This window comes from Novosphingobium colocasiae, assembly GCF_014652555.1.
Lineage (GTDB): Bacteria > Pseudomonadota > Alphaproteobacteria > Sphingomonadales > Sphingomonadaceae > Novosphingobium > Novosphingobium colocasiae.
In genome coordinates, this window is sequence record NZ_BMZA01000014.1 from 66,453 (window position 1) to 83,567 (window position 17,115).

Here is a 17,115-nt window from a genome sequence, read left to right on the forward strand (position 1 = left end):
TAAAGCCTTGCTGGTCAGGCTCAATCCCTCTCGATCAGCGGCCTCGAGATCGTTGCGGCGGCGCTCGTTCCTTGCCGGGTTCCTGCCGGTTCCGGCCTGATGGCTCAACGGCCCGGACCGAGGTGTCCCGCACCTTGGCCGCCTGAAACTGCCGACCCGCTTGTAGATGCGTTCGCACCTTGTCGTTTGCCACCTTCATCACCCTGGCAACGGCATCGGGATTGTCGAATAATGCCGAGCGCACCACTGTCTCGATCACGCGAAGCTGGCTCTGTGCCGCGCGCGCATTCTTCTCCCGGCTTTGTTCGGACAGCGTTTGCCTAGACACCTCATCAGCCTGGCGTCGATCCCGCCCAGGTTCGCGCGACACCGGCGCGGCGACGGCAGGGGCGATGCTGTTACGACTAGCATCGCGCCGCACTCGGTCCAGCTCCTGCAAATCCCGTTCGCTCGGCCGATATCCCCGTACTTCCAAACCTTGGCGACTGGCTTCGAGCCACGCGGCCCTTCGGAACGTCTCGCTGCCGGTAACATGGACGTGCGACCATCCGCGATGGCGAGCGATAGCAACGAGATCGCGCACAACCTCGTCGCTCTCGCTGGAGGTGATGAGCCGTCTGCCCTGGTCACGGAACGCCGGTTCCTTGGCCTGCGCTGTCGTGAAATATGCCGGCTCGCCCGACCATTTGCTCGTCGTGGAGAAATAGCGCTTTCGCAAGGCATCGGGAATGTCACCGGGCGACGCCGCTTGAAGAACGGACGGATCAAACGACTTCCCCTTCTTGGCTGGTTCGGGCGACGGTTGCGCCGCGTTCGCCGACCTGGCTCCCGAGTCCTGCGCAATTGTATTGCTACGCTTGCCCATACCACGTGGCGTCAGAGGTTTTTCAGCGGCCATGATCTGCCCTTTCCTGGATGAGGGATGAAGATGACGCCCCTTCCGTCTGCACGAGCGCCCGCTCGATCATCGCCGACACGAAAGCGATAGCGGCTGCCTCATCGCCAGGCGGCGGCAAGTCGGTCAGGTCGCCCAGGACCAGCATGTCATCGGTAATCTCGGCCGCGCCCGCCAGTTCACCATCGGTCATTTCCCGCATCTTGGTCTCCTCCAGCAAGGCCCCGCCCGTGCTCTTCGCCGTTGGTCCCTCCGCGTCATTGTAAGGGGACACCACCTGATGCTTGCCTGGCGGCAGAACAGTTGGGGACGCAGCGGCGGGGATAGGCCGCGACGGCAGAACAGGTGGCGACAAAACGCGCCGTGTGAAGCGCGGCATTCGATAAAAGGCGATCTTCCTGCCACGAACCGGCGCGATCCCGCCGCGCAGCAACAAGAGCTCGGTCTTGGGCATCTGCATCAGCTCCTGCGGCAGCAGGAGGGCGCGGCGCTGATCGGATTCCGATACGCTGCGATTGGCCAGCAGCCCATGAATCGTTCGGCTGCGCGATTTCACGTTCATCGTGAAGAAGCCGAGCCGCTCCGAAAGCTCGTTCGCGACCTTCAGCTCCTTGGGCGTAAACACCACCTCAAGGCCGCAATTGGCGATGATTTCGTCGGTAACATCGGGACCATAAATGGCCCGCAGTTGCGCCCGGCTCTGGATCACTGGCAGCAGGCGCAAGCCGTATCCGGCGACATAGGAAAAGCCGCCCGCGATGACCGAGGCCTTCCCGAGCCTTGCGAATTCATCGAGCAAGATCAGGACAGGGACATTGCTGGCAGCATCGGGCAAATCGCGCGTGTTGAGATCCACCAGCTGCTGTAGGAAGAGGCTATAAACTGGCGCGATCCGGTCGATATTGTCGGGCGAGACACCGAGATAGATCGACATCCGCCGCGCACGGACTTCGCGCAGATCGAGATCGCTTGCCGATGTCGCCGCATCGACGACGGGGTTGAGCCAGAGATTGAGGCGCGCAGTGATCGTCTGCTTAATCCCGGAAAAGGTGTTGTCCGAAGCCGAGGCGAAATCCTGGATTGCCGAGACGCATGCCTGACTTAGCCGCTGTCCCGCCGCCCTCGCTTCTTCCAGGGCCTTGGGAAGATCGCTCTTGGGATCGCCAGTAGTGAGCCGTCGATAGATCTCGCCGATCGTGAAGGGCATGCCAGGATTGGCAGCAACGAGCACGCCGACGCCGATGAAGGCCGCCCGCGCCGCTTCGGCCCAAAACGGGTCCGATCGTTCCGGCGCGGGGAAGAGCATGACTGCGATTTTCTGAAGCTCGTTGACGACTTCGGTGTCATCGGCTCGCCGGATATGCGCCAGGGGATTGTACCGTGCCGTCCGCCCTTCAGGGTCCAACGGATCGAAGAGGTAAACCGATTGACCGGCACGTTGGCGATAACCGGCGCTGGTACTCCAATTCTCCCGCTTCACATCGAGCACGACGACCGAATCCGGCCAGGTCAGCAGATTGGGGATGACAACACCGACGCCCTTCCCGGCGCGCGTCGGCGCTTCGAGCAGGACATGCTCGTTTCCGCCGAAAATGAGGAAACGCCCTGCTTTGCGTCCAACGACAATGCCAGACGGGGCACGCAGCCCCTCGCGTCGGATTTCGCCCTCGCGTGCAAACCGAGCCCTGCCGTGCAAGGATGGGCCTCGCCGCAGGATCGTCAGGACAAGAAGCGCGACCACGGCTGCGCCGGCCATCGCACCCCGCTTGATCCAATCCCCGAGCAGCGGATCACCACGATAATACCAGAGCCAAGCCGGCAGAGTGCCGAGATCGATATTAGGTCCGATCTGCCCGAGCCCGAACAAGGCAACGAACAGGGTAATGACAGCCCACAACAGAATTGCGCCGATCACGCACAGGCCAATCGCCCAGGGACTACGCTGCGCCAGCATCGCCCATCCTCGGCTCGAAATAGATCTCGTCGACCTCAAACCGCCCGCCGTGACGGCGTGTCTGCACAACGACGTCGACGAGCATGCGAAGGAGTCCGCGAATATCGTCGCGGGCGAGATCGCGGCCGCCTTCCGATTCCTTGACGAGCAGCGTCAGCTGTTCGAACGCGCCGGCGGGTGAACCGGCGTGGACGGTCGTGATCGATCCGGGATGCCCGGAATTGACGTTCCTCAGATAGAAGAATGCGGTGCCGTCACGCAGCTCCTGGAGCAGGATGCGGTCGGGCCGCATGCGCAGCGCGCTTTCGAGCAGCTGCTTGGCGCCAACCTTGGCCAGGCCCTGCCCCTCGCTCGAATAGACCATATGGACGACATTGCGATGAGGCACGACCAGCTCACGGGTGTCTTCGATGGTGAGCAACCGCTCCTCCGGTGGGATAAGCTGGATGAGCGCTTTCGCGAGGGTCGTCTTTCCCGAACCCGTGGCGCCACTGACCAGAATGTTCTTGCGTGCCGGAACGGCGACCTTGAAGAATTCCGGCCAGTCGCCCGCGTCGCGCAGCGCCACTAACCGCGCATCGACATCGGTGAGACCCTTGGCGCTGGCGCGCGTCATCCGGAACAGCCCTGCCCCAGCCAGTTGGTCGATCGGCAGGGTCACGGTCGACGGTTTGCGGATCGTGAAGGAAGGGCAACCGCTTGGGGTGACCGACGGTATGACGATCTGGCAGCGCTCGCCGCCCGGCAGGACCGTCGAACAGATCGGAGACTGACCATCGATATCCTGGTGCGTGAAGCTCGCCGCGGCAACGGCGAGCGTCCCCAGCCAGTCGCTGTCCAGCTCCGGCATCTCCTGCCAGCGCCACCCTTGGCGGTCCTCGATCCCCGCTTCCCCCGGACGGTTGACCACCAGCTCCGTGACATCCTCCGGTTCCAGAAGCGGGAGGAGCGGCGCGAGATAGTGGCGCAGGACGGCGGTATCGCGCATGTCTTACCGCCGCAGTTCCAGATTGTAGACATCGGCAAAGTTGAAATCCTTGGCGACGAAAATGCCGACCTCCTCGCCCTGGTTCTTCTTCAGCACCGGCCGGATATTGATATTGTTCTGCAGGGCGATCGCCGCACCCTCGCTCGGCGCCCGCGTCACATTGTTGAAATTGCCATTGCCGCTCGAGGCGGCTTGCCCAGCGATATAGGCGGCATCATCGACCAGCGAGAGCAGCAGGGCGCCACCAAAACGCGCCCAGAAGAAGCTGTCGACCGCGCCTGCAAGCCCGGCTCGGCCGAGGGCATCGGAGCCAGGCGAGGCAAGATCGATCCGCACGCCCTGGGGCGTTACCGCTCGCGTCCAGAGGACGAACAGGCGATTTTGCCCTTGCTGGATGCCGCCGCGATATTCGCCGAGAACGCGCGTGCCCTTTTCCATGAGTACGACCCGGCCATTCTCGGAATAGACGTCTCGCGGGATCAGGCAGGACGTGTAACCGGGCTGCGCGGAATTGATGGCGGTTTGCAGGATACAGGGGATCAACGTGCCCGCCGTAATCAGAAAGTTGCGGTTCGGCAGCATCGAGGCCCGCGCTTCCCCGATCGATGAGCTTTGCCGCAAAAGATCGAGCGCGTTGGGCGCCCTGCCCTCGCCGCTCTCTGGCGCTCCGGCAGCGTTGTCGGGCGCTTCGCCGGCAGCCCCTGCAGCTGTGGGCGCGCCAGCCTCGCGGCCAAGATCGCGACCTCCATAGGCGATCAGCGTGGACCGCCGCGCCTGCTCGGCAAGCGTTGGCCGAGCGGCACTGGTCCCGCTCGGTGCCGCGCCCGGCTGCATGGCGGGCACAATTTGGCCTTCAGGTCCGGGAACGCCAGCTGCAGGATTGAGCACCGGCGCATTGGGATCCGCGTCGGCTGCCCCGAGCGGCCGGCGTTGAGGCGCGACCGCAGCATAATCGACGGTTTCCCGAGCGACGATATCGGGTCGTTCCCGGGCTGCACCTGCCGGCGCGGTGAGGTCACGAGACGAGGATTGCTGGCCCGTGCCGGAATTCACCCAGAGAATACCCAGGACCATTGCCGTGCCGGCGAAGATCAGCGCGGTGTTGCGCCGCGCGGGCGTCGTGCCGCCGATCGGCTCGATTCCCCGCTCGTGAAGGATTTCGTGCCTTTCGGGCGTTGGATCGGCACCTGGCAGCGGGCGCACGACAGGGGACGGTTCATCGGCCATGGTTCATTCCTGCGGATGGGTGATGGTGCGCTCGACGTGAGGCGATTCGGTATTCGTTCCATGATCGACGCCATAAGGTTCGGGCGCCTGGTTATAGATGCACAGCACCTCGCCGCCCCGGCGCAGGCGCAGTTGGCGCGCCACCAAATGAACGACGACGAATTCGTCACGAACGTCGAACGGAACCAGCGTTTCGGACCCGTCTGACCTCACCAGATAAATGGCAGGAACTTCCCGGTTCGCCGGAAACCGCAGCACTGTGAATTGGCCATTGTCGGAGACCTCCGATGGCTGCAAATCGCTCGAACCCTGAACCTTATAATTCATGTTGCGCGACCCCTCGATCACCGCATGGTCGAGGGCACCGCGAACAGCCTGGGCCTCCAGAGCCGCCGCTTGCATCGCGATCTGTGCCGCTCTCAGGCGGTCGGCCCGCGCCGCCTCATCTCGCGGATAGCGGAAGCGCACCTGGAAATAGGCCTGGCCGTTGCGGCCGGTGATCGGACCACTGCGAGCCGTGAGTTCAAAGGCATAGCTTCTTAAGGTTCCGCCGCGAGACGTGGTGACGATAAGGTTGGTCGGTCCAGCGCGTTCGCGCGGCTTGAGGAACAGGATGTGGCCGGCCACCGCCACCTCCCAGGAGACGGTGTCGCCCAGCGCTACGTGTTGGATCGTCTCGTCCTCGCTGAGGACAATCTGGGTTGCTGTCCGGAAGGTCCCGACGATGCGATAGACCTGCGCTTCCTCATAATCGACGAACTTGACGCGCGGGTCAGACGCAGCGCCATGCGGGACCTCGACCGCATGGGCAGCAGACGGGGATGCAAACGCGATGATAACCGCAGCGACCAATGTTTTCATCGGACCACCTCCGGGTCGGAGCGGTAATTCTCGACCTGGAAGCCGAGCGGGTTCCGATAGCGATCACCTTCGGCCATCGGCGCGTTGGCATAGGCGAAAGTGACCGTGGCGATCCAATCGCTGCTCTGCGTATCCGTCTCGGTCTGGACGATCCGTGTGAATCGCACATTGGCAACCCGATCATTGATGAAGGCGATGTTGCGCACCCGCGCCTGGACGACTGCGTTTTTCCCCCAGGCGTTCTGGGGACTGGCAGCATTGTTGTTGCTGAAGAAGCGTGCCCAGCGCTGCTGCTCCGCCGGCTGCGACAGGATTGTCACGAAGCGGAAATTCTCCTCGGCAGCCGCCGGTATCCAGCTTTCGCGTGTGCGCACATATTGCGCGAGAAAGTATTTGGTGACCGCTTCATCATAGCGCATCGGCCGCTGGGTCAGCGCCGTTTGGACATCCACCGCGCCTGTCGTCTGATTGACCCGAATGACATAGGGCGCGACAGTCTTGAGCGGAGCCAGCGCGGCGACGGCAAAAATGGATGCGGCTGCAAGGACCGAGGTTACCGCCGCCACGGTCCACGCCACACGCGTCGATCGCAATGCCGATCGAACCCTGTCCTGGTCCCAGCTTCGCGCTTCCCGGAAATAGCGCTTGAGCCCGGAAGCAGGCACCGCCTCCGCGCCATCGTCAGCAACTCGCATATCGAATGTCCCTTGGCGCAAAGGAAACCTTATCATCCGGAGGCGCTGGCACCGCGGGCGGAGGCGGTGGATCGCTCACCTGCGGATGAGACAAGGGAGGAATGGGCGGCGCAGGGCGCGGCGCTGTAGTCGCCGGCACCGGCGATCCGGGCAGGACGCTCCCATAGATATTCACGTCCCGCAGATGGTGCCCGTTGCAAACGGCCAGCTTCTTGGGTCCGGATGCGCATGCCGCGAGGCCCAGCAATGGGAGGGCACCCATCAGACAGAACGTAACCGGACGGATGGTGAACGTCGATTTTCGTGGAAAGGGCAAAGTCATGATCATGTCTCGCTATGCCGCTTCGATGGAGCCACCACGGCGAGCGGCGCGCTCCAGATTGCGGCTGTTGCGCGCAATGCGGCGTTGTCGGAAGGGAGATGCCATCGTCCCCCAGGCGGTCCCGGCGAAGGCACCAACCCCGGCGGCGGCCCCGCCCGCAATGCCGGTGGCGATGGCCGGAGCCTGGAAGAAGAATATGGTCCCGAGAAAGAGATAGACCGCGAAAAGAACCGCACCGATTGTCACATCAGCTTTTGATTCGGCAGCTGCGATTGCGATGCTGCCCAAATCAGAAATGAGCGTCGTAATCGCGATGATCACTCCCATGAGAACTATGTAGTTGAAGACTTGCCCGAGCCATCCATGAAAGAAGCGGCGCGTAGGTTCGAACAATGCAAGTGCAATGAAAATTGGCCCGATGGCGATAACGATGGCCAGCGCTATTTTGGCAAAAATAGTAATTGCGAAACCGATCGCGGCGGATAATCCTGCCAGCGCGTATATGCAAACGGCTAGTGCGATCAGCACCAAGCGCATCGGATTAATTTCAATGTACGTCGCAGCTTTGGCGCGAATTATGAGAACTATGCTGTCGGCTTGATTGAAGTAGTCATCAAATGCGGCGCCCACGCTGGTGATGGTCCGCCCGGAGAGTGCCTGCGAGAGTGCGTCCGGCATCCCATGAAAAAGAGGTGTGGTGATCCACTCGGAATAGGCGACCGTCGTTGCGGCAATATACAGCAGGCAGAGCTTGACCATCCGGTAGAACAGTTCGCCCCAGGGTTCGCTAATGATACCGCGCATCACCATGTAGCCGAACAAAGCGATATAAATGACAAGCCCGACGGCGAGTGGTCCGCGAACGACCTCAACTACGTTTTGAAGACGCTCGTTGAGGAACAGGTCCAACTGATTGTCGACCTGCATATAGAAATCGTTGAACAGTGTAGACGCCATTGTGTGTCAGCTCGCCGTCAAAGTGACCGCTTCAGTTCATCGAGATCTTTAACGTCCTGAGCATTTACGCACTCGCGGGAACTTGGATGGGTCCCATTCGCGCAGTCCCTAAGCGTTTGATTCCGCAGATCGGTGTTACTGCGATATTCATCTTTTCCGGTCGGCGGTTTGCAGCCGAGCAAGCCAACCAAAGTAACGCTTACGACAATGGCCCGGAGCATTACGAGCCTCCCAAACTTGCAGACAGGTCGGCTAAATCCTGCTCATCGTCGCGCTGCATTTGAAGACGACGTTCTGACTCCTGGCGCATCCTCAGCGCCTGCAATTGCAGGGTATCATTCTGGATGTGGGCGTTCTCGACCCCTACCCTTGCCTGGATGTCCATGACCTGTTTCGCGTCCGAAGCCGTATCGAGCGAGGTTCGCAGTTCTTCCAAGCCCGTTGTGCGTTGGGCCGAGACGCCATAGGCTGACTCCGCGATCGCGGCATCGCGGGCGGCTAGATCGCCATTTCGCAACAGGGTGTCGCGCGACGCGCGCTCATAGGCTGAGGCGCCTGGCCGCAGGTCCGGCAGCGCAATGCGGTTGGCATCGCGAATCCGGGTCGCGGCACTGCCAAGCGATCCCAGGCTGGCATTGTCCGACGACATCAACCTGCCGAGGTCGCGGGCCTCGCGCGGCAGCAGATGGCGCATCGTGTCGGTGGAAAGCGACGGGGCAATGCCGTTGACGTCGGTGACCTGATTGAAGCTGCCGTAGAGCTGCTTGGCCTCGGCGATCTGCTCCTTGCCCTGCTCGATCATTGACAGGGTGTTCTTGACCGTGGCGAGCGCCTGCAAATAGCCAGAGCTGTCATAGACCGGTATGCCTTGGGCGGCGGCCGGACCTGCTGTTCCCAGGATAATCGCACCGATCCCTGCGATTTTGCCTTTACGCATAGCTCATCCTTTCCTGCTCGATGGAGACCGACGCTGCTGGTGAAAGAGGGGCAGCCAGTTTTCGGGATCGTCGCCGACCTCGGCGCGGATAGCGTCGAGCAGCGTGACGGTTTCCGTGGTGCCCGAGAGCACGGCGAGTTCGTCGGAGAGACCGCCAAGATCGAGCTCGACGACGATCGAGTCGTGACCTTGTTTGACCAGAAACCGGCGGGATTCCGGATTCAGATCGTGGCGGATGAGCTTGAATTCCGCCTGGGTCAGACCCAGTCCATCGACATAGTCCGTCTCGCGGCCATAGGGGTTGGGCAGTAATATCTTGGTCGCAACCTGCTCCATGATGCTGTGCGAAATGTCCGAACGCAGCGCATCCGCAGGGCTTTGCGTGCCGAAGACAAGAAAGGCATTCTGCTTGCGGTAGGTCTTAAGGCCGTCCTGCGCGAAAGCGCGGAAGGCGTCGTCACCCAAGGCCTTCCAGAATTCGTCGATGTCGATCACAAGCCGCCGACCGTCGAGGAGACCGTCGATCCGGTGAAACATGTACATCATGAGCGGCGTGCGGACTTCGGGGTTATCGAGAAAATCCGTCATGTCGAAGCCGACAAACGCCGCCTCGAGCGATAGAGCGTCGATCTCATTGTCGAACACCCAGCCGAGCGAACCGCCCCGCGCCCATTTCTCCAGCCGAGCGCCGATGCCTTCCGGGTCGCGCTGGCCGAGCAGCTGGCGAAGCGCGAGAATTGAACGGTCCTCCGGCGCGAGGCGCCCGAGCGAGGCTAGCCCCTCGTCGATCATGCGTTCCTGCGTAACCCCTAGCTGACCTCCGACCGGCGTCACCAGCTGCCGGATCAGGCGCCCCAGGAAGACAAGATTGCGCGGACCATAGTCGAGCGCCCGCAGGGGCGCGAAACCTGTAGGCTCCCCATTCTTCAGCGTCAGATAGATCCCGCCCGCGGACCGGACATAAATCTCCGCGCCGCGGTCCTTATCGATGAAAATCTGCTGCGCGCCCGTCTTCTCAAGCTGCGCCATCAGAAAATTCTGGACGACGGTCTTGCCCGCGCCGGAAGGACCAATAATCAGTGTGTGGCCCAAATCGCCGACATGGAAGTTGAAATAATAGGGCGATTGCGCGGCCGTCTTCATCATAGCGATCGCAGGCCCCCAATGGTTCCCCTTGGCCCGGCCTGCGGGATAGGTATGGAACGGCGCCAAGGCAGCAAAATTGCGCGAGGTGATCGCCGCCGGCCGCGCCCGCCATGCAAAATTTCCAGGCAGCTGCGCCCAGAACGCCGCTTCGAGCGCTGGTCCTTCGCGCGCCGCCACCAAACCAGCATCGGCCAGCGCCGCGCGCGCGGCCGAGAGATTGTCGGCAAGCAGCCTTTGGCTCTCGGCGAAGACCGCCAGCGAGAAATGATGCTCCCCGAGCACGAACCGGTTGCTTTGCAGATCGTCGGCGGCATCGGCGAGATCGAGCGCCTGGCTCGCTGCGGCATCCTCGGTCGAGGCCATCTGGTTTTGCCGGCGGCGTAGACGTTCGGCTGCCCGCGCCTTGCCCATGAAGGTGAAGGATTGCGAGACGACGAAGGCGAAATCCTGGCCGAGCAAGGCATTCATCTGTCCCGGGCGCGTCAGCGCGGGATACTCTCTGATCCCGAAGATACCTTGCCAGCGGCTTGCGTCATGGGCGCGGATCTCGACCGTCTCGCGTCCGAAAATCACGCGCTCGCCATAAAGCGCGGATCCCAGATGACCGCGGACGAGCGGAACCCTGGATCGCGCACCCATCATCACTTGCTCGAGCACCTCAAGCGGGGCGGAGAAGATCAGGCCATTATGCTCGTAGAGAGCAAGGCGCGCCGGACTGCAGCGGCGGAGCAGCTTCTCGATGTCGCGCGCCTTCTCCTCGAAGCGCGCCAGTTCATCGGGATCGACCTCCTCCTCTGCGGCCTTGGCTTTCGCGATCCGCTTGAGCAGCAGCCCGGTCCGGTCGGCCGATCCGACTGCCGGACGCATGAGAAGCGTCAGATAATGCTCATTGACGAACATCCGCTTGGCGGTGACGCGCGCCCGATATTTACCGTCGAGCTCGGCGGCGAACTTTGAGCGGAACTGCCCTTCGGGATAGTCCCCTACGGCTGAGCGGACGATGTGGGTCCAGATCGCAAGCCGATCGTCGGCGATGTTGCGCCAAGTGCCGTTGAGCTTCTCGTGCCAATCATTGAGGTGGATCGGATCAGCCGTCTCGAAAGCCAGCCCTTCGAGACGGAACATCATCATGAGATCGCCGCTATCGAGCGCAATCACATCGGGCGTCACATGGCGGCCATAGGGCAGATAGCGCCCGGGCTCCGCCTCTCGGGCCAGAACCCGCCAGGGCGTCTTGCGCGGCGGCAGCTGGGCGGCGGCGCTAGCCACGCGCGAAGCCCTTGCGCTTCATCCCCGCGACCGGCAGCGGCGAATAGGAACTGCCGCCCCACCAGCCGCGGTTCCGGCAGCGCGCCTTGGTCAAAGTCCATAACCAGAGCAGGCGAAAGGCATTGGCGTCGTGGCGCACGATGAGGCGCGCCACCGCGAGGCACGCGCCACCGATCGCCCCCGCGTAAAGCGGATTGCCGCTGACGATCAGGGTGAGACAAGCAGCAAGTGCGATCGGCAAGGATGCTTCGAGCGGCACGCCCAGCCACATCGTCGGCCGGGTCACCGCAAGGAAAAGCATTTCCTCGCGCAGCCGCTCGTTCGAGGGCGCGGCCTCCTTCACGCGCCACCCGTGATGGTATCGACGATCCACTGCGCGCTGAAGACGATGAAAATGCCGACGATGACCGTCACCAAGAGGCCAAGGCTCGCCCGTCCGGTGAAGAACATGAAGCCGACGATGACGACAGCGATGACCGCGATCGTCTTGGCAAAGGTTCCCGTCAGCCAGGTCTTGATGTTCTCCGCCATCGAGGTGATGCCGTCCGCGCCTTGCGCATGAGCAGGATCACTCAGCAGCAACGAGAGAAGCACCGCCAGGCCGACGATGCCGACGATGCGCAGCAAAAGACGCGCCCATTGGGGCTGGGAGCCCAGGCGGGCGGTGATCGCTGTCATGGATGCTGTCCTTTCTGAGAAGTTGCCCCGTCTCCGAAGACCATGAGCGAGGCTTGCCGGGCCTCTGCGGCGGTGTTCCAGCCCGCCGGCTGCGGCGCTGCGAGCGCCGAGGGTTGCGGTTTGGCGATCTCCGCGTCGGCAAGCTGGACAGGCCCTAGCATCACAGGCGCTGGACGCCTGCCGCGGATTAGGGGGATGACGGTGGACGCGCTGGCATAGACCCGGGCGACATAACCATTCCGAAAGCCGCGCCGCCGATCGCCGGTATTGTAGAGCGAGAGCGCTGTTGCGATCGCATGGTCCGAACTCTGGGCGGAATGCGCCACCGACTGATAGTTGGTCGTCAACACCCGCGCGGCGGCGGCAAGGTTGCGGCACGGCTCGAAGGCATCCTCCACCGACAGACCCAGCCATCCGAGGTTGGCGCTGTTGATCTGCCCCAAGCCCAAGTCGATGTTGTAGCCTTGACGAATGAGGCTACGCGCGGCGGCAATCGCCTGTGCCCTCGTCGCCGGCGCCGGCTTGCGCGCACCCGGACTGTTGACCCCGATCGCCAGCGTGTTGAACCGGCTTTCCGTGTGAACGATCGAGATCAGCGTCTCAGGCGCCACGCTTGGCGCGCATGAGCCTGCAAGGGCGAGGAGACTGGCGACGTCGAGGATCATCGACCGCCGTCCTGCAACCGCTCGATATTGGCCAGCGAGTAGGTTTCACGGCTCCCATCGCTGAAGGTCATGACAACCCGGCGGTGCGTTGCGGAATCGCGATCGTAGACCTTGGTACGAGCAACTCCGCCGCCGCTACAGCCGGGAAAAGAGCCGCCGGTGGCCAAGCGCTGCCACAGCTTGGTCATGGGCGCGACGCACTGGGCATATTGCGTCGCGCCACCGGGATTGGAAAGGCACAGGAGAACCTGGCAGCCCAACTCATTCGCTTGCGCGGGAGTCGGTTGAAGGGCGGTGCCCATGGCGAGCACCGCCAGGCTGAGAATCACACGTTGCATCGGGTCATTCCCCCGCGAGAGACACCTCCCGCGTTGGGAATTGGCGTCGGCTATCCGTTGGATTTCACCTCTCTTTTGTTCCGCCCGGCCCCGATTTCGGCAATCCCCCCAGCCGGGGGGAGTTGGCCTGCTCTTTGCTGGTCCAGGAATTCGGCCAGCGCACCTTCCTGATCGGGCCGCAACGCGTCGATCGCCGCCAAATATTCGGGTGGATTACCCTCGAGCAGGATGGACGGGCATTGGCCATCATAATTGCCGAGATTGGGGCGGTGCTGCTGATAACCGACAAGCGCGGCAAGCTCCGGGTCGAACGCTCGGGCCGCTTCGGGCGGATAGGTCAGCCATTGATTCTCGTAAGGCTTCAGCCAGCCCAAACAATAGCTGACGATGATGCCACGCCGGATCGCGCCGGTCACGTTCGCGCCGGCGCCGTGTAGAGTGGAGCCGAGGAAGAGGATCGCCGAGCCCGGATCCGCCTCGACCGCCAAGGGTCGCGCATCCTCGACCGCGGAGCCGGCATTATGGCTCCCGGGCCAGATCAATGTCGCGCCGTTTTTAGCCCTGAACGGGGAAATCGGCCACATCACGTTGACGAGATACTCGATCTCGCCGGTCGGGCCGCGCCACATATCCTCATCCCTGTGGGGAAACTGCGCCGGCGCTCCTGGATGCAGTTCGAGTGCCTGCGTCAGGTTGAGCTGGATGGTATCGCACCAAGGGTCGAGAACCGACTGCACCAAGCGCATGATCGCGGGATGGCGCACGAGATTATCGACAGCGGGTACGCGCTTTAAAAGGCCGCCGAAGCGCTTGGTGCGCTGGCCGTAGAAGCCGCCCTGGCAAAAGGGTGTGGCGGCAAAGCGCGGATCGAGGGCCTGATCGATCTCCGCGATCTCTGTCTTGGATGCGATGCCCCGCAGCACGCAGAAGCCTTGCCGCTGCAAATCGTCATCGACCGTAGGTTCGATAGCATGGCCATAGGTGGAGAGATTTGTCATAGCGCCCTCCTCAAGCAGCCTTGGCAAAATCGGCGAGGCCGACCGGGCGCCAGATGCCGCTGGCCTGCAGCTGCTCACGGGTGCGGCCATCGATGTCGATCTGCAAGGCGACAAGGCAGTTTTTCGAACCGGGCAGGCCGAGGGGGCGGCAGGCCCAGCCAAAGCTTAGGATCTGCTGGAACCAGGGCCACTCAGCGACGCCGGTGTAGCTTTGGATTCGATTGCGCAGCGCATATTCGACGAGCGCGGACACCAACCGGTTGCGCACCTCCAGGCGTTCTCGTGCGCGCAATCGTCGTGCAAGACAAAAGCGCGTGATCTCGAGGATCGCACCACCCCGGGGAGGCGCTTGTTCACATAGCTCGGGGAAAATGGTGCCGAGAATATGGTCACCGATCGTGGGAAGCAGCCGCGCCGAGGCAAGATGCTCGCCTTCAGCGTCGGCTATCACGATGTAGACGGCAGAGTCATTGTCGAACTGGTCGATTTCATAGCGGCCGGCGAGGACCGGCACGTCCCAGTGCAGAAGATCGACGAATACCCGTTTGCGTTCCTCGAACATCGAACGGAACAGGCGGGTTTCCATGGCGCGGGCAGCGCCGGTTTCAATATGCATGACAGCCTCCTTTGATGAGGCGGTCAGTCGATCAGGCCCGCGTCCTTTCGGTTATCCCCAGTCTTGGGGAGATCATCGGCCGAAAACATCTGCGAAGCTGATCTGTCCATCGAACAAGGCGCGGATCGCCAGAAGCGTGCGCTTCGTGACACCGTAGCGGTCACGCGCATCCTTGACATGCTGGATCACCGTTTCCTGCCCAATGCCGAGGATCTGGCTGATCTCCCAGTCGGTCTTCCCGCGCGCGACCAGCGCCACACATTCAGCCTGCCGCTCAGTCAGGCTCGGGCCTTCGCATGGAGCTTGAGTTTGCCGGGACAGTCTGCGCGCAGCTTCGAATGCGAAGCTGCCGATCAGCTGGACGAGCGGGAGCTGTCGTTGATCGAGCACGTCGCCTGACCCCATGGCGAATGAGCAGGACCCATTCACCTCACCAGGAATGTGGGCAGGAACCGTGAAACCATCGCCCAGCCCGGCATCGTGTGCCTCCGCCAGGATCGACCGATCAGCAGCGCTGAGCGTGATCAGGGATTGAACCGCCGACCAGGCAAAGCCGACGTTCGTGCGGTGGCTGGCACGGTGGATCGGGTCACTGGCATAGAGGCGATGCGCCTGGAAACGCTCCACCCAGTCCGGCGGATAATCGACGATATGGACAGAGCTCACCGCTGGCTTGAGGTCGATATGGTGGACCAGGGCATAGTACCGAAAACCCATCTCACGCGTGATCTCGGCCATCAGGCCGGCGAGTGCTCGACTGTCCCTGATTGTCGCGGCAACCGCGCAGAAGTCCTGAAATTGGCCAAGCCCGATCATCACGGCCCAAGCGAGATCAAAGGAGCGCGTCCATGTTGAGATGACCGTCGCGAACCGCGCGCAGCACTAGCTGCGTTCGGCGCCGAACGCCGTAGCGCCGGCGCGCGGATTCCACATATTCGTGTACGGTGTCGCGGCTAAGCCCGAGAATCTGGGCAATTTCCCAATCGCTCTTCCCTTGGGCCACTAGTGCGATGCATTCGACCTGGCGCGGACTGAGGGAGACGAACGCCAAGGTCCTCATCTCTTCGCCGAGCAGCTCGCGCGCCCGGTCATAGACGACCGAACCCAGCAACCGGGCGGTGAAAATTTCCGCCGCATCCAGCGGTTCATCGCGCGGTCGGGCGACGGTGAAAATCGCCTCAGGCTCACCCGGCGTCCTGATCGGCAAGCTATAGCCCGCTGCGAGGTCATGATCCCTGGCGCGTTTCAGGATGCTTCGCTGGCGCGACGAAAGCTCAAGCACGTCACCCACCCGATCCCAGGCGAGCCCCGATGGCGTGCGGGCGCAAGCCGCATGGATGGGGTCCTCGATATAGTGGCGCTCCTCGAGCACCTCCTCGAGCCAGGCCGGCGGATAGGTGGTGAGGAACAGGCGCTGCCCGCCTCCGTGCCGAAGATCGACATTGTGGAGCAGCGTGAACCAGCGGAAGCCAAGTTCGCGCACGGTCGCATCGATGGTGCCTTGTAGATCGCCGAGGTTTTCAACACGCGCGCATTGCTCTGCGAAACGCGTGAGATCGTCGAGGCGGCCGCAGTCTTCTATTCTGTTCGCCATAGACGGTCGAAGCTCGTCGCCAAGACAACTCCTCGTCCAGCGCTAAGCGGCCAGCCCGGCCATTATCGCGATGAGTTGAGAACGATTCGCAACAATTCTGCGCCGAATGAATCGCCTGTGACACTTTGCCTGCTGGTAGAGTGTCACAGGCGACAAAGGACGCTCCACACACGGATTTAAGATTCACAGAGATCCACTTATGTGCTTGATTCAATCTCGTTATGTTTCATGCCGCCACGCCTCTCGAGCCTTCCGGCAGCTGCGATATCGCAGCCGTGCTCGAGAGATTGGCGCAGGTCTCAAGCCGCCCCCGCTACGCCTTCATGCTGCTCAACCTGATTGCGCAGGTTGCTGGCCCCGACGGGAGCGCCGGTCCGTGGATCAAGCGGGACAACGAGCTTGTTTCGCTGCGCGACTGGCTTTGCGATGCGCTCACGCCAATGGCCCAGCGCAGCGCGCGTAACGTCGCCTTGGCCGAGCGGGTCCATGGAGACCTCGTCAGAAGCGGCCTGCTTCCGCGCGATGCGCAGGATGCACAGCGGGCGGTCACCGAGGAAATGCGTGCGCGCATTCGAACTGCGGGCAAAAGCAATCTCAGCCGCGCCGTTTCCGAACTCGTGAATGCAGGATTCCTGCGCCGCCACTATCAGGGCTATCGCGTCGACCACCAGAACCGCGGCGGACAGCGCCACGCCGTCTATACTTTGGTTGGGGATGCGCGTCTTCTGGGTACAGCGGTTCGCGCGCCCACAGCGCCGGTCCAGCGCGAATTCGCGTTCACGGGATAAGCCGACTTCCATCCAGCCTTCTGCATTTGCCCTCTTATACAATCTCGAAGAGCAATGACGCGCACGGGCATGTCGTCGATTATCGGCATGTGATCCTCCGCCTGCGTGGCAAGCCGAATCCAGGTGAAGGTAAGCGTACGGCTTCCCGCGTGTTGCGGCATTCAAGCTCGGCGCTGATGGACCTCCG

General features: G+C 62.4%; 19 protein-coding genes. 1 reads left to right on the forward strand and 18 read right to left on the reverse strand.

Annotation, left to right across the window (positions count from 1 at the left end; genetic code table 11):
* Nucleotides 1-34 precede the first annotated feature (34 nt).
* From IE122_RS15085 to IE122_RS15170, 18 genes are all read right to left on the reverse strand, one after another.
* Nucleotides 35-898, reverse strand: a complete 864-nt coding sequence (locus IE122_RS15085) for an LPD7 domain-containing protein (RefSeq protein ID WP_189622076.1) — start codon at nucleotides 896-898, stop codon at nucleotides 35-37.
* Nucleotides 888-2,849 (reverse strand): type IV secretory system conjugative DNA transfer family protein, encoded by a 1,962-nt coding sequence (locus tag IE122_RS15090; RefSeq protein WP_189622077.1) that lies wholly within the window; start codon nucleotides 2,847-2,849, stop codon nucleotides 888-890. The genes IE122_RS15085 and IE122_RS15090 overlap by 11 nt, the downstream gene beginning before the upstream one ends.
* Complete coding sequence (virB11, locus tag IE122_RS15095) at nucleotides 2,833-3,837, reverse strand: P-type DNA transfer ATPase VirB11 (protein WP_189622078.1); 1,005 nt, start codon at nucleotides 3,835-3,837, stop codon at nucleotides 2,833-2,835. The genes IE122_RS15090 and virB11 overlap by 17 nt, the downstream gene beginning before the upstream one ends.
* 3 nt (nucleotides 3,838-3,840) lie before the next feature.
* Complete coding sequence (gene virB10, locus IE122_RS15100; RefSeq protein ID WP_189622079.1) at nucleotides 3,841-5,064, reverse strand: type IV secretion system protein VirB10; 1,224 nt, start codon at nucleotides 5,062-5,064, stop codon at nucleotides 3,841-3,843.
* Nucleotides 5,065-5,067: 3 nt separating this feature from the next.
* Nucleotides 5,068-5,925 (reverse strand): P-type conjugative transfer protein VirB9, encoded by an 858-nt coding sequence (gene virB9 / locus IE122_RS15105; protein ID WP_189622080.1) that lies wholly within the window; start codon nucleotides 5,923-5,925, stop codon nucleotides 5,068-5,070.
* On the reverse strand, nucleotides 5,922-6,620 hold the full coding sequence (locus tag IE122_RS15110; protein ID WP_189622081.1) for a VirB8 family type IV secretion system protein: 699 nt from the start codon (nucleotides 6,618-6,620) through the stop codon (nucleotides 5,922-5,924). The genes virB9 and IE122_RS15110 overlap by 4 nt, the downstream gene beginning before the upstream one ends.
* 334 nt (nucleotides 6,621-6,954) lie before the next feature.
* The gene (locus IE122_RS15115) at nucleotides 6,955-7,899 is read right to left on the reverse strand and encodes a TrbL/VirB6 family protein (RefSeq protein WP_189622082.1); all 945 of its coding nucleotides are present in this window, start codon (nucleotides 7,897-7,899) and stop codon (nucleotides 6,955-6,957) included.
* 17 nt (nucleotides 7,900-7,916) lie between these two features.
* Complete coding sequence (locus IE122_RS15120; protein ID WP_189622083.1) at nucleotides 7,917-8,120, reverse strand: EexN family lipoprotein; 204 nt, start codon at nucleotides 8,118-8,120, stop codon at nucleotides 7,917-7,919.
* A complete protein-coding gene (locus tag IE122_RS15125; RefSeq protein WP_189622084.1) occupies nucleotides 8,120-8,836 on the reverse strand; it encodes a TrbJ/VirB5 family protein in 717 nt (238 codons plus the stop codon). The genes IE122_RS15120 and IE122_RS15125 overlap by 1 nt, the downstream gene beginning before the upstream one ends.
* Nucleotides 8,837-8,839: 3 nt before the next feature.
* A complete protein-coding gene (locus IE122_RS15130; RefSeq protein ID WP_189622085.1) occupies nucleotides 8,840-11,251 on the reverse strand; it encodes a VirB4 family type IV secretion/conjugal transfer ATPase in 2,412 nt (803 codons plus the stop codon).
* The gene (locus IE122_RS15135) at nucleotides 11,244-11,594 is read right to left on the reverse strand and encodes a VirB3 family type IV secretion system protein (protein WP_189622086.1); all 351 of its coding nucleotides are present in this window, start codon (nucleotides 11,592-11,594) and stop codon (nucleotides 11,244-11,246) included. Before IE122_RS15135 ends, IE122_RS15130 begins: the two co-directional genes overlap by 8 nt.
* On the reverse strand, nucleotides 11,591-11,929 hold the full coding sequence (locus tag IE122_RS15140; protein ID WP_189622087.1) for a TrbC/VirB2 family protein: 339 nt from the start codon (nucleotides 11,927-11,929) through the stop codon (nucleotides 11,591-11,593). Before IE122_RS15140 ends, IE122_RS15135 begins: the two co-directional genes overlap by 4 nt.
* On the reverse strand, nucleotides 11,926-12,594 hold the full coding sequence (locus IE122_RS15145) for a lytic transglycosylase domain-containing protein (protein WP_189622088.1): 669 nt from the start codon (nucleotides 12,592-12,594) through the stop codon (nucleotides 11,926-11,928). Before IE122_RS15145 ends, IE122_RS15140 begins: the two co-directional genes overlap by 4 nt.
* Nucleotides 12,591-12,932 (reverse strand): hypothetical protein, encoded by a 342-nt coding sequence (locus IE122_RS15150; protein WP_189622089.1) that lies wholly within the window; start codon nucleotides 12,930-12,932, stop codon nucleotides 12,591-12,593. The genes IE122_RS15145 and IE122_RS15150 overlap by 4 nt, the downstream gene beginning before the upstream one ends.
* 50 nt (nucleotides 12,933-12,982) lie before the next feature.
* On the reverse strand, nucleotides 12,983-13,930 hold the full coding sequence (locus IE122_RS15155; protein WP_189622090.1) for a phytanoyl-CoA dioxygenase family protein: 948 nt from the start codon (nucleotides 13,928-13,930) through the stop codon (nucleotides 12,983-12,985).
* Between the two features lie 10 nt (nucleotides 13,931-13,940).
* The gene (locus tag IE122_RS15160) at nucleotides 13,941-14,546 is read right to left on the reverse strand and encodes an acyl-homoserine-lactone synthase (protein WP_189622091.1); all 606 of its coding nucleotides are present in this window, start codon (nucleotides 14,544-14,546) and stop codon (nucleotides 13,941-13,943) included.
* A 72-nt stretch (nucleotides 14,547-14,618) separates the two neighbouring features.
* Entirely contained in the window at nucleotides 14,619-15,362 is a 744-nt protein-coding gene (locus IE122_RS15165; RefSeq protein ID WP_229814239.1) for a LuxR family transcriptional regulator, read from the reverse strand.
* A 16-nt stretch (nucleotides 15,363-15,378) separates the two neighbouring features.
* Entirely contained in the window at nucleotides 15,379-16,140 is a 762-nt protein-coding gene (locus tag IE122_RS15170; RefSeq protein ID WP_189622093.1) for a helix-turn-helix transcriptional regulator, read from the reverse strand.
* 221 nt (nucleotides 16,141-16,361) lie between these two features.
* On the opposite strand from IE122_RS15170, the gene IE122_RS15175 reads away from it, so the two are divergent.
* Nucleotides 16,362-16,928: a hypothetical protein gene (locus tag IE122_RS15175; RefSeq protein ID WP_189622094.1), complete on the forward strand. Its 567-nt coding sequence runs from the start codon at nucleotides 16,362-16,364 to the stop codon at nucleotides 16,926-16,928.
* Nucleotides 16,929-17,115 lie beyond the last annotated feature (187 nt).

What these genes read in the sequence shown, in the direction of transcription:
- IE122_RS15085 (WP_189622076.1), bottom strand. Translation starts at nt 898, where the DNA reads ATGGCCGCTGAAAAACCTCTGACGCCACGTGGTATGGGCAAGCGTAGC.
- IE122_RS15090 (WP_189622077.1), bottom strand. Translation starts at nt 2,849, where the DNA reads ATGCTGGCGCAGCGTAGTCCCTGGGCGATTGGCCTGTGCGTGATCGGC.
- virB11 (WP_189622078.1), bottom strand. Translation starts at nt 3,837, where the DNA reads ATGCGCGATACCGCCGTCCTGCGCCACTATCTCGCGCCGCTCCTCCCG.
- virB10 (WP_189622079.1), bottom strand. Translation starts at nt 5,064, where the DNA reads ATGGCCGATGAACCGTCCCCTGTCGTGCGCCCGCTGCCAGGTGCCGAT.
- virB9 (WP_189622080.1), bottom strand. Translation starts at nt 5,925, where the DNA reads ATGAAAACATTGGTCGCTGCGGTTATCATCGCGTTTGCATCCCCGTCT.
- IE122_RS15110 (WP_189622081.1), bottom strand. Translation starts at nt 6,620, where the DNA reads ATGCGAGTTGCTGACGATGGCGCGGAGGCGGTGCCTGCTTCCGGGCTC.
- IE122_RS15115 (WP_189622082.1), bottom strand. Translation starts at nt 7,899, where the DNA reads ATGGCGTCTACACTGTTCAACGATTTCTATATGCAGGTCGACAATCAG.
- IE122_RS15120 (WP_189622083.1), bottom strand. Translation starts at nt 8,120, where the DNA reads ATGCTCCGGGCCATTGTCGTAAGCGTTACTTTGGTTGGCTTGCTCGGC.
- IE122_RS15125 (WP_189622084.1), bottom strand. Translation starts at nt 8,836, where the DNA reads ATGCGTAAAGGCAAAATCGCAGGGATCGGTGCGATTATCCTGGGAACA.
- IE122_RS15140 (WP_189622087.1), bottom strand. Translation starts at nt 11,929, where the DNA reads ATGACAGCGATCACCGCCCGCCTGGGCTCCCAGCCCCAATGGGCGCGT.
- IE122_RS15145 (WP_189622088.1), bottom strand. Translation starts at nt 12,594, where the DNA reads ATGATCCTCGACGTCGCCAGTCTCCTCGCCCTTGCAGGCTCATGCGCG.
- IE122_RS15150 (WP_189622089.1), bottom strand. Translation starts at nt 12,932, where the DNA reads ATGCAACGTGTGATTCTCAGCCTGGCGGTGCTCGCCATGGGCACCGCC.
- IE122_RS15155 (WP_189622090.1), bottom strand. Translation starts at nt 13,930, where the DNA reads ATGACAAATCTCTCCACCTATGGCCATGCTATCGAACCTACGGTCGAT.
- IE122_RS15160 (WP_189622091.1), bottom strand. Translation starts at nt 14,546, where the DNA reads ATGCATATTGAAACCGGCGCTGCCCGCGCCATGGAAACCCGCCTGTTC.
- IE122_RS15165 (WP_229814239.1), bottom strand. Translation starts at nt 15,362, where the DNA reads ATGATCGGGCTTGGCCAATTTCAGGACTTCTGCGCGGTTGCCGCGACA.
- IE122_RS15170 (WP_189622093.1), bottom strand. Translation starts at nt 16,140, where the DNA reads ATGGCGAACAGAATAGAAGACTGCGGCCGCCTCGACGATCTCACGCGT.
- IE122_RS15175 (WP_189622094.1), top strand. Translation starts at nt 16,362, where the DNA reads ATGTTTCATGCCGCCACGCCTCTCGAGCCTTCCGGCAGCTGCGATATC.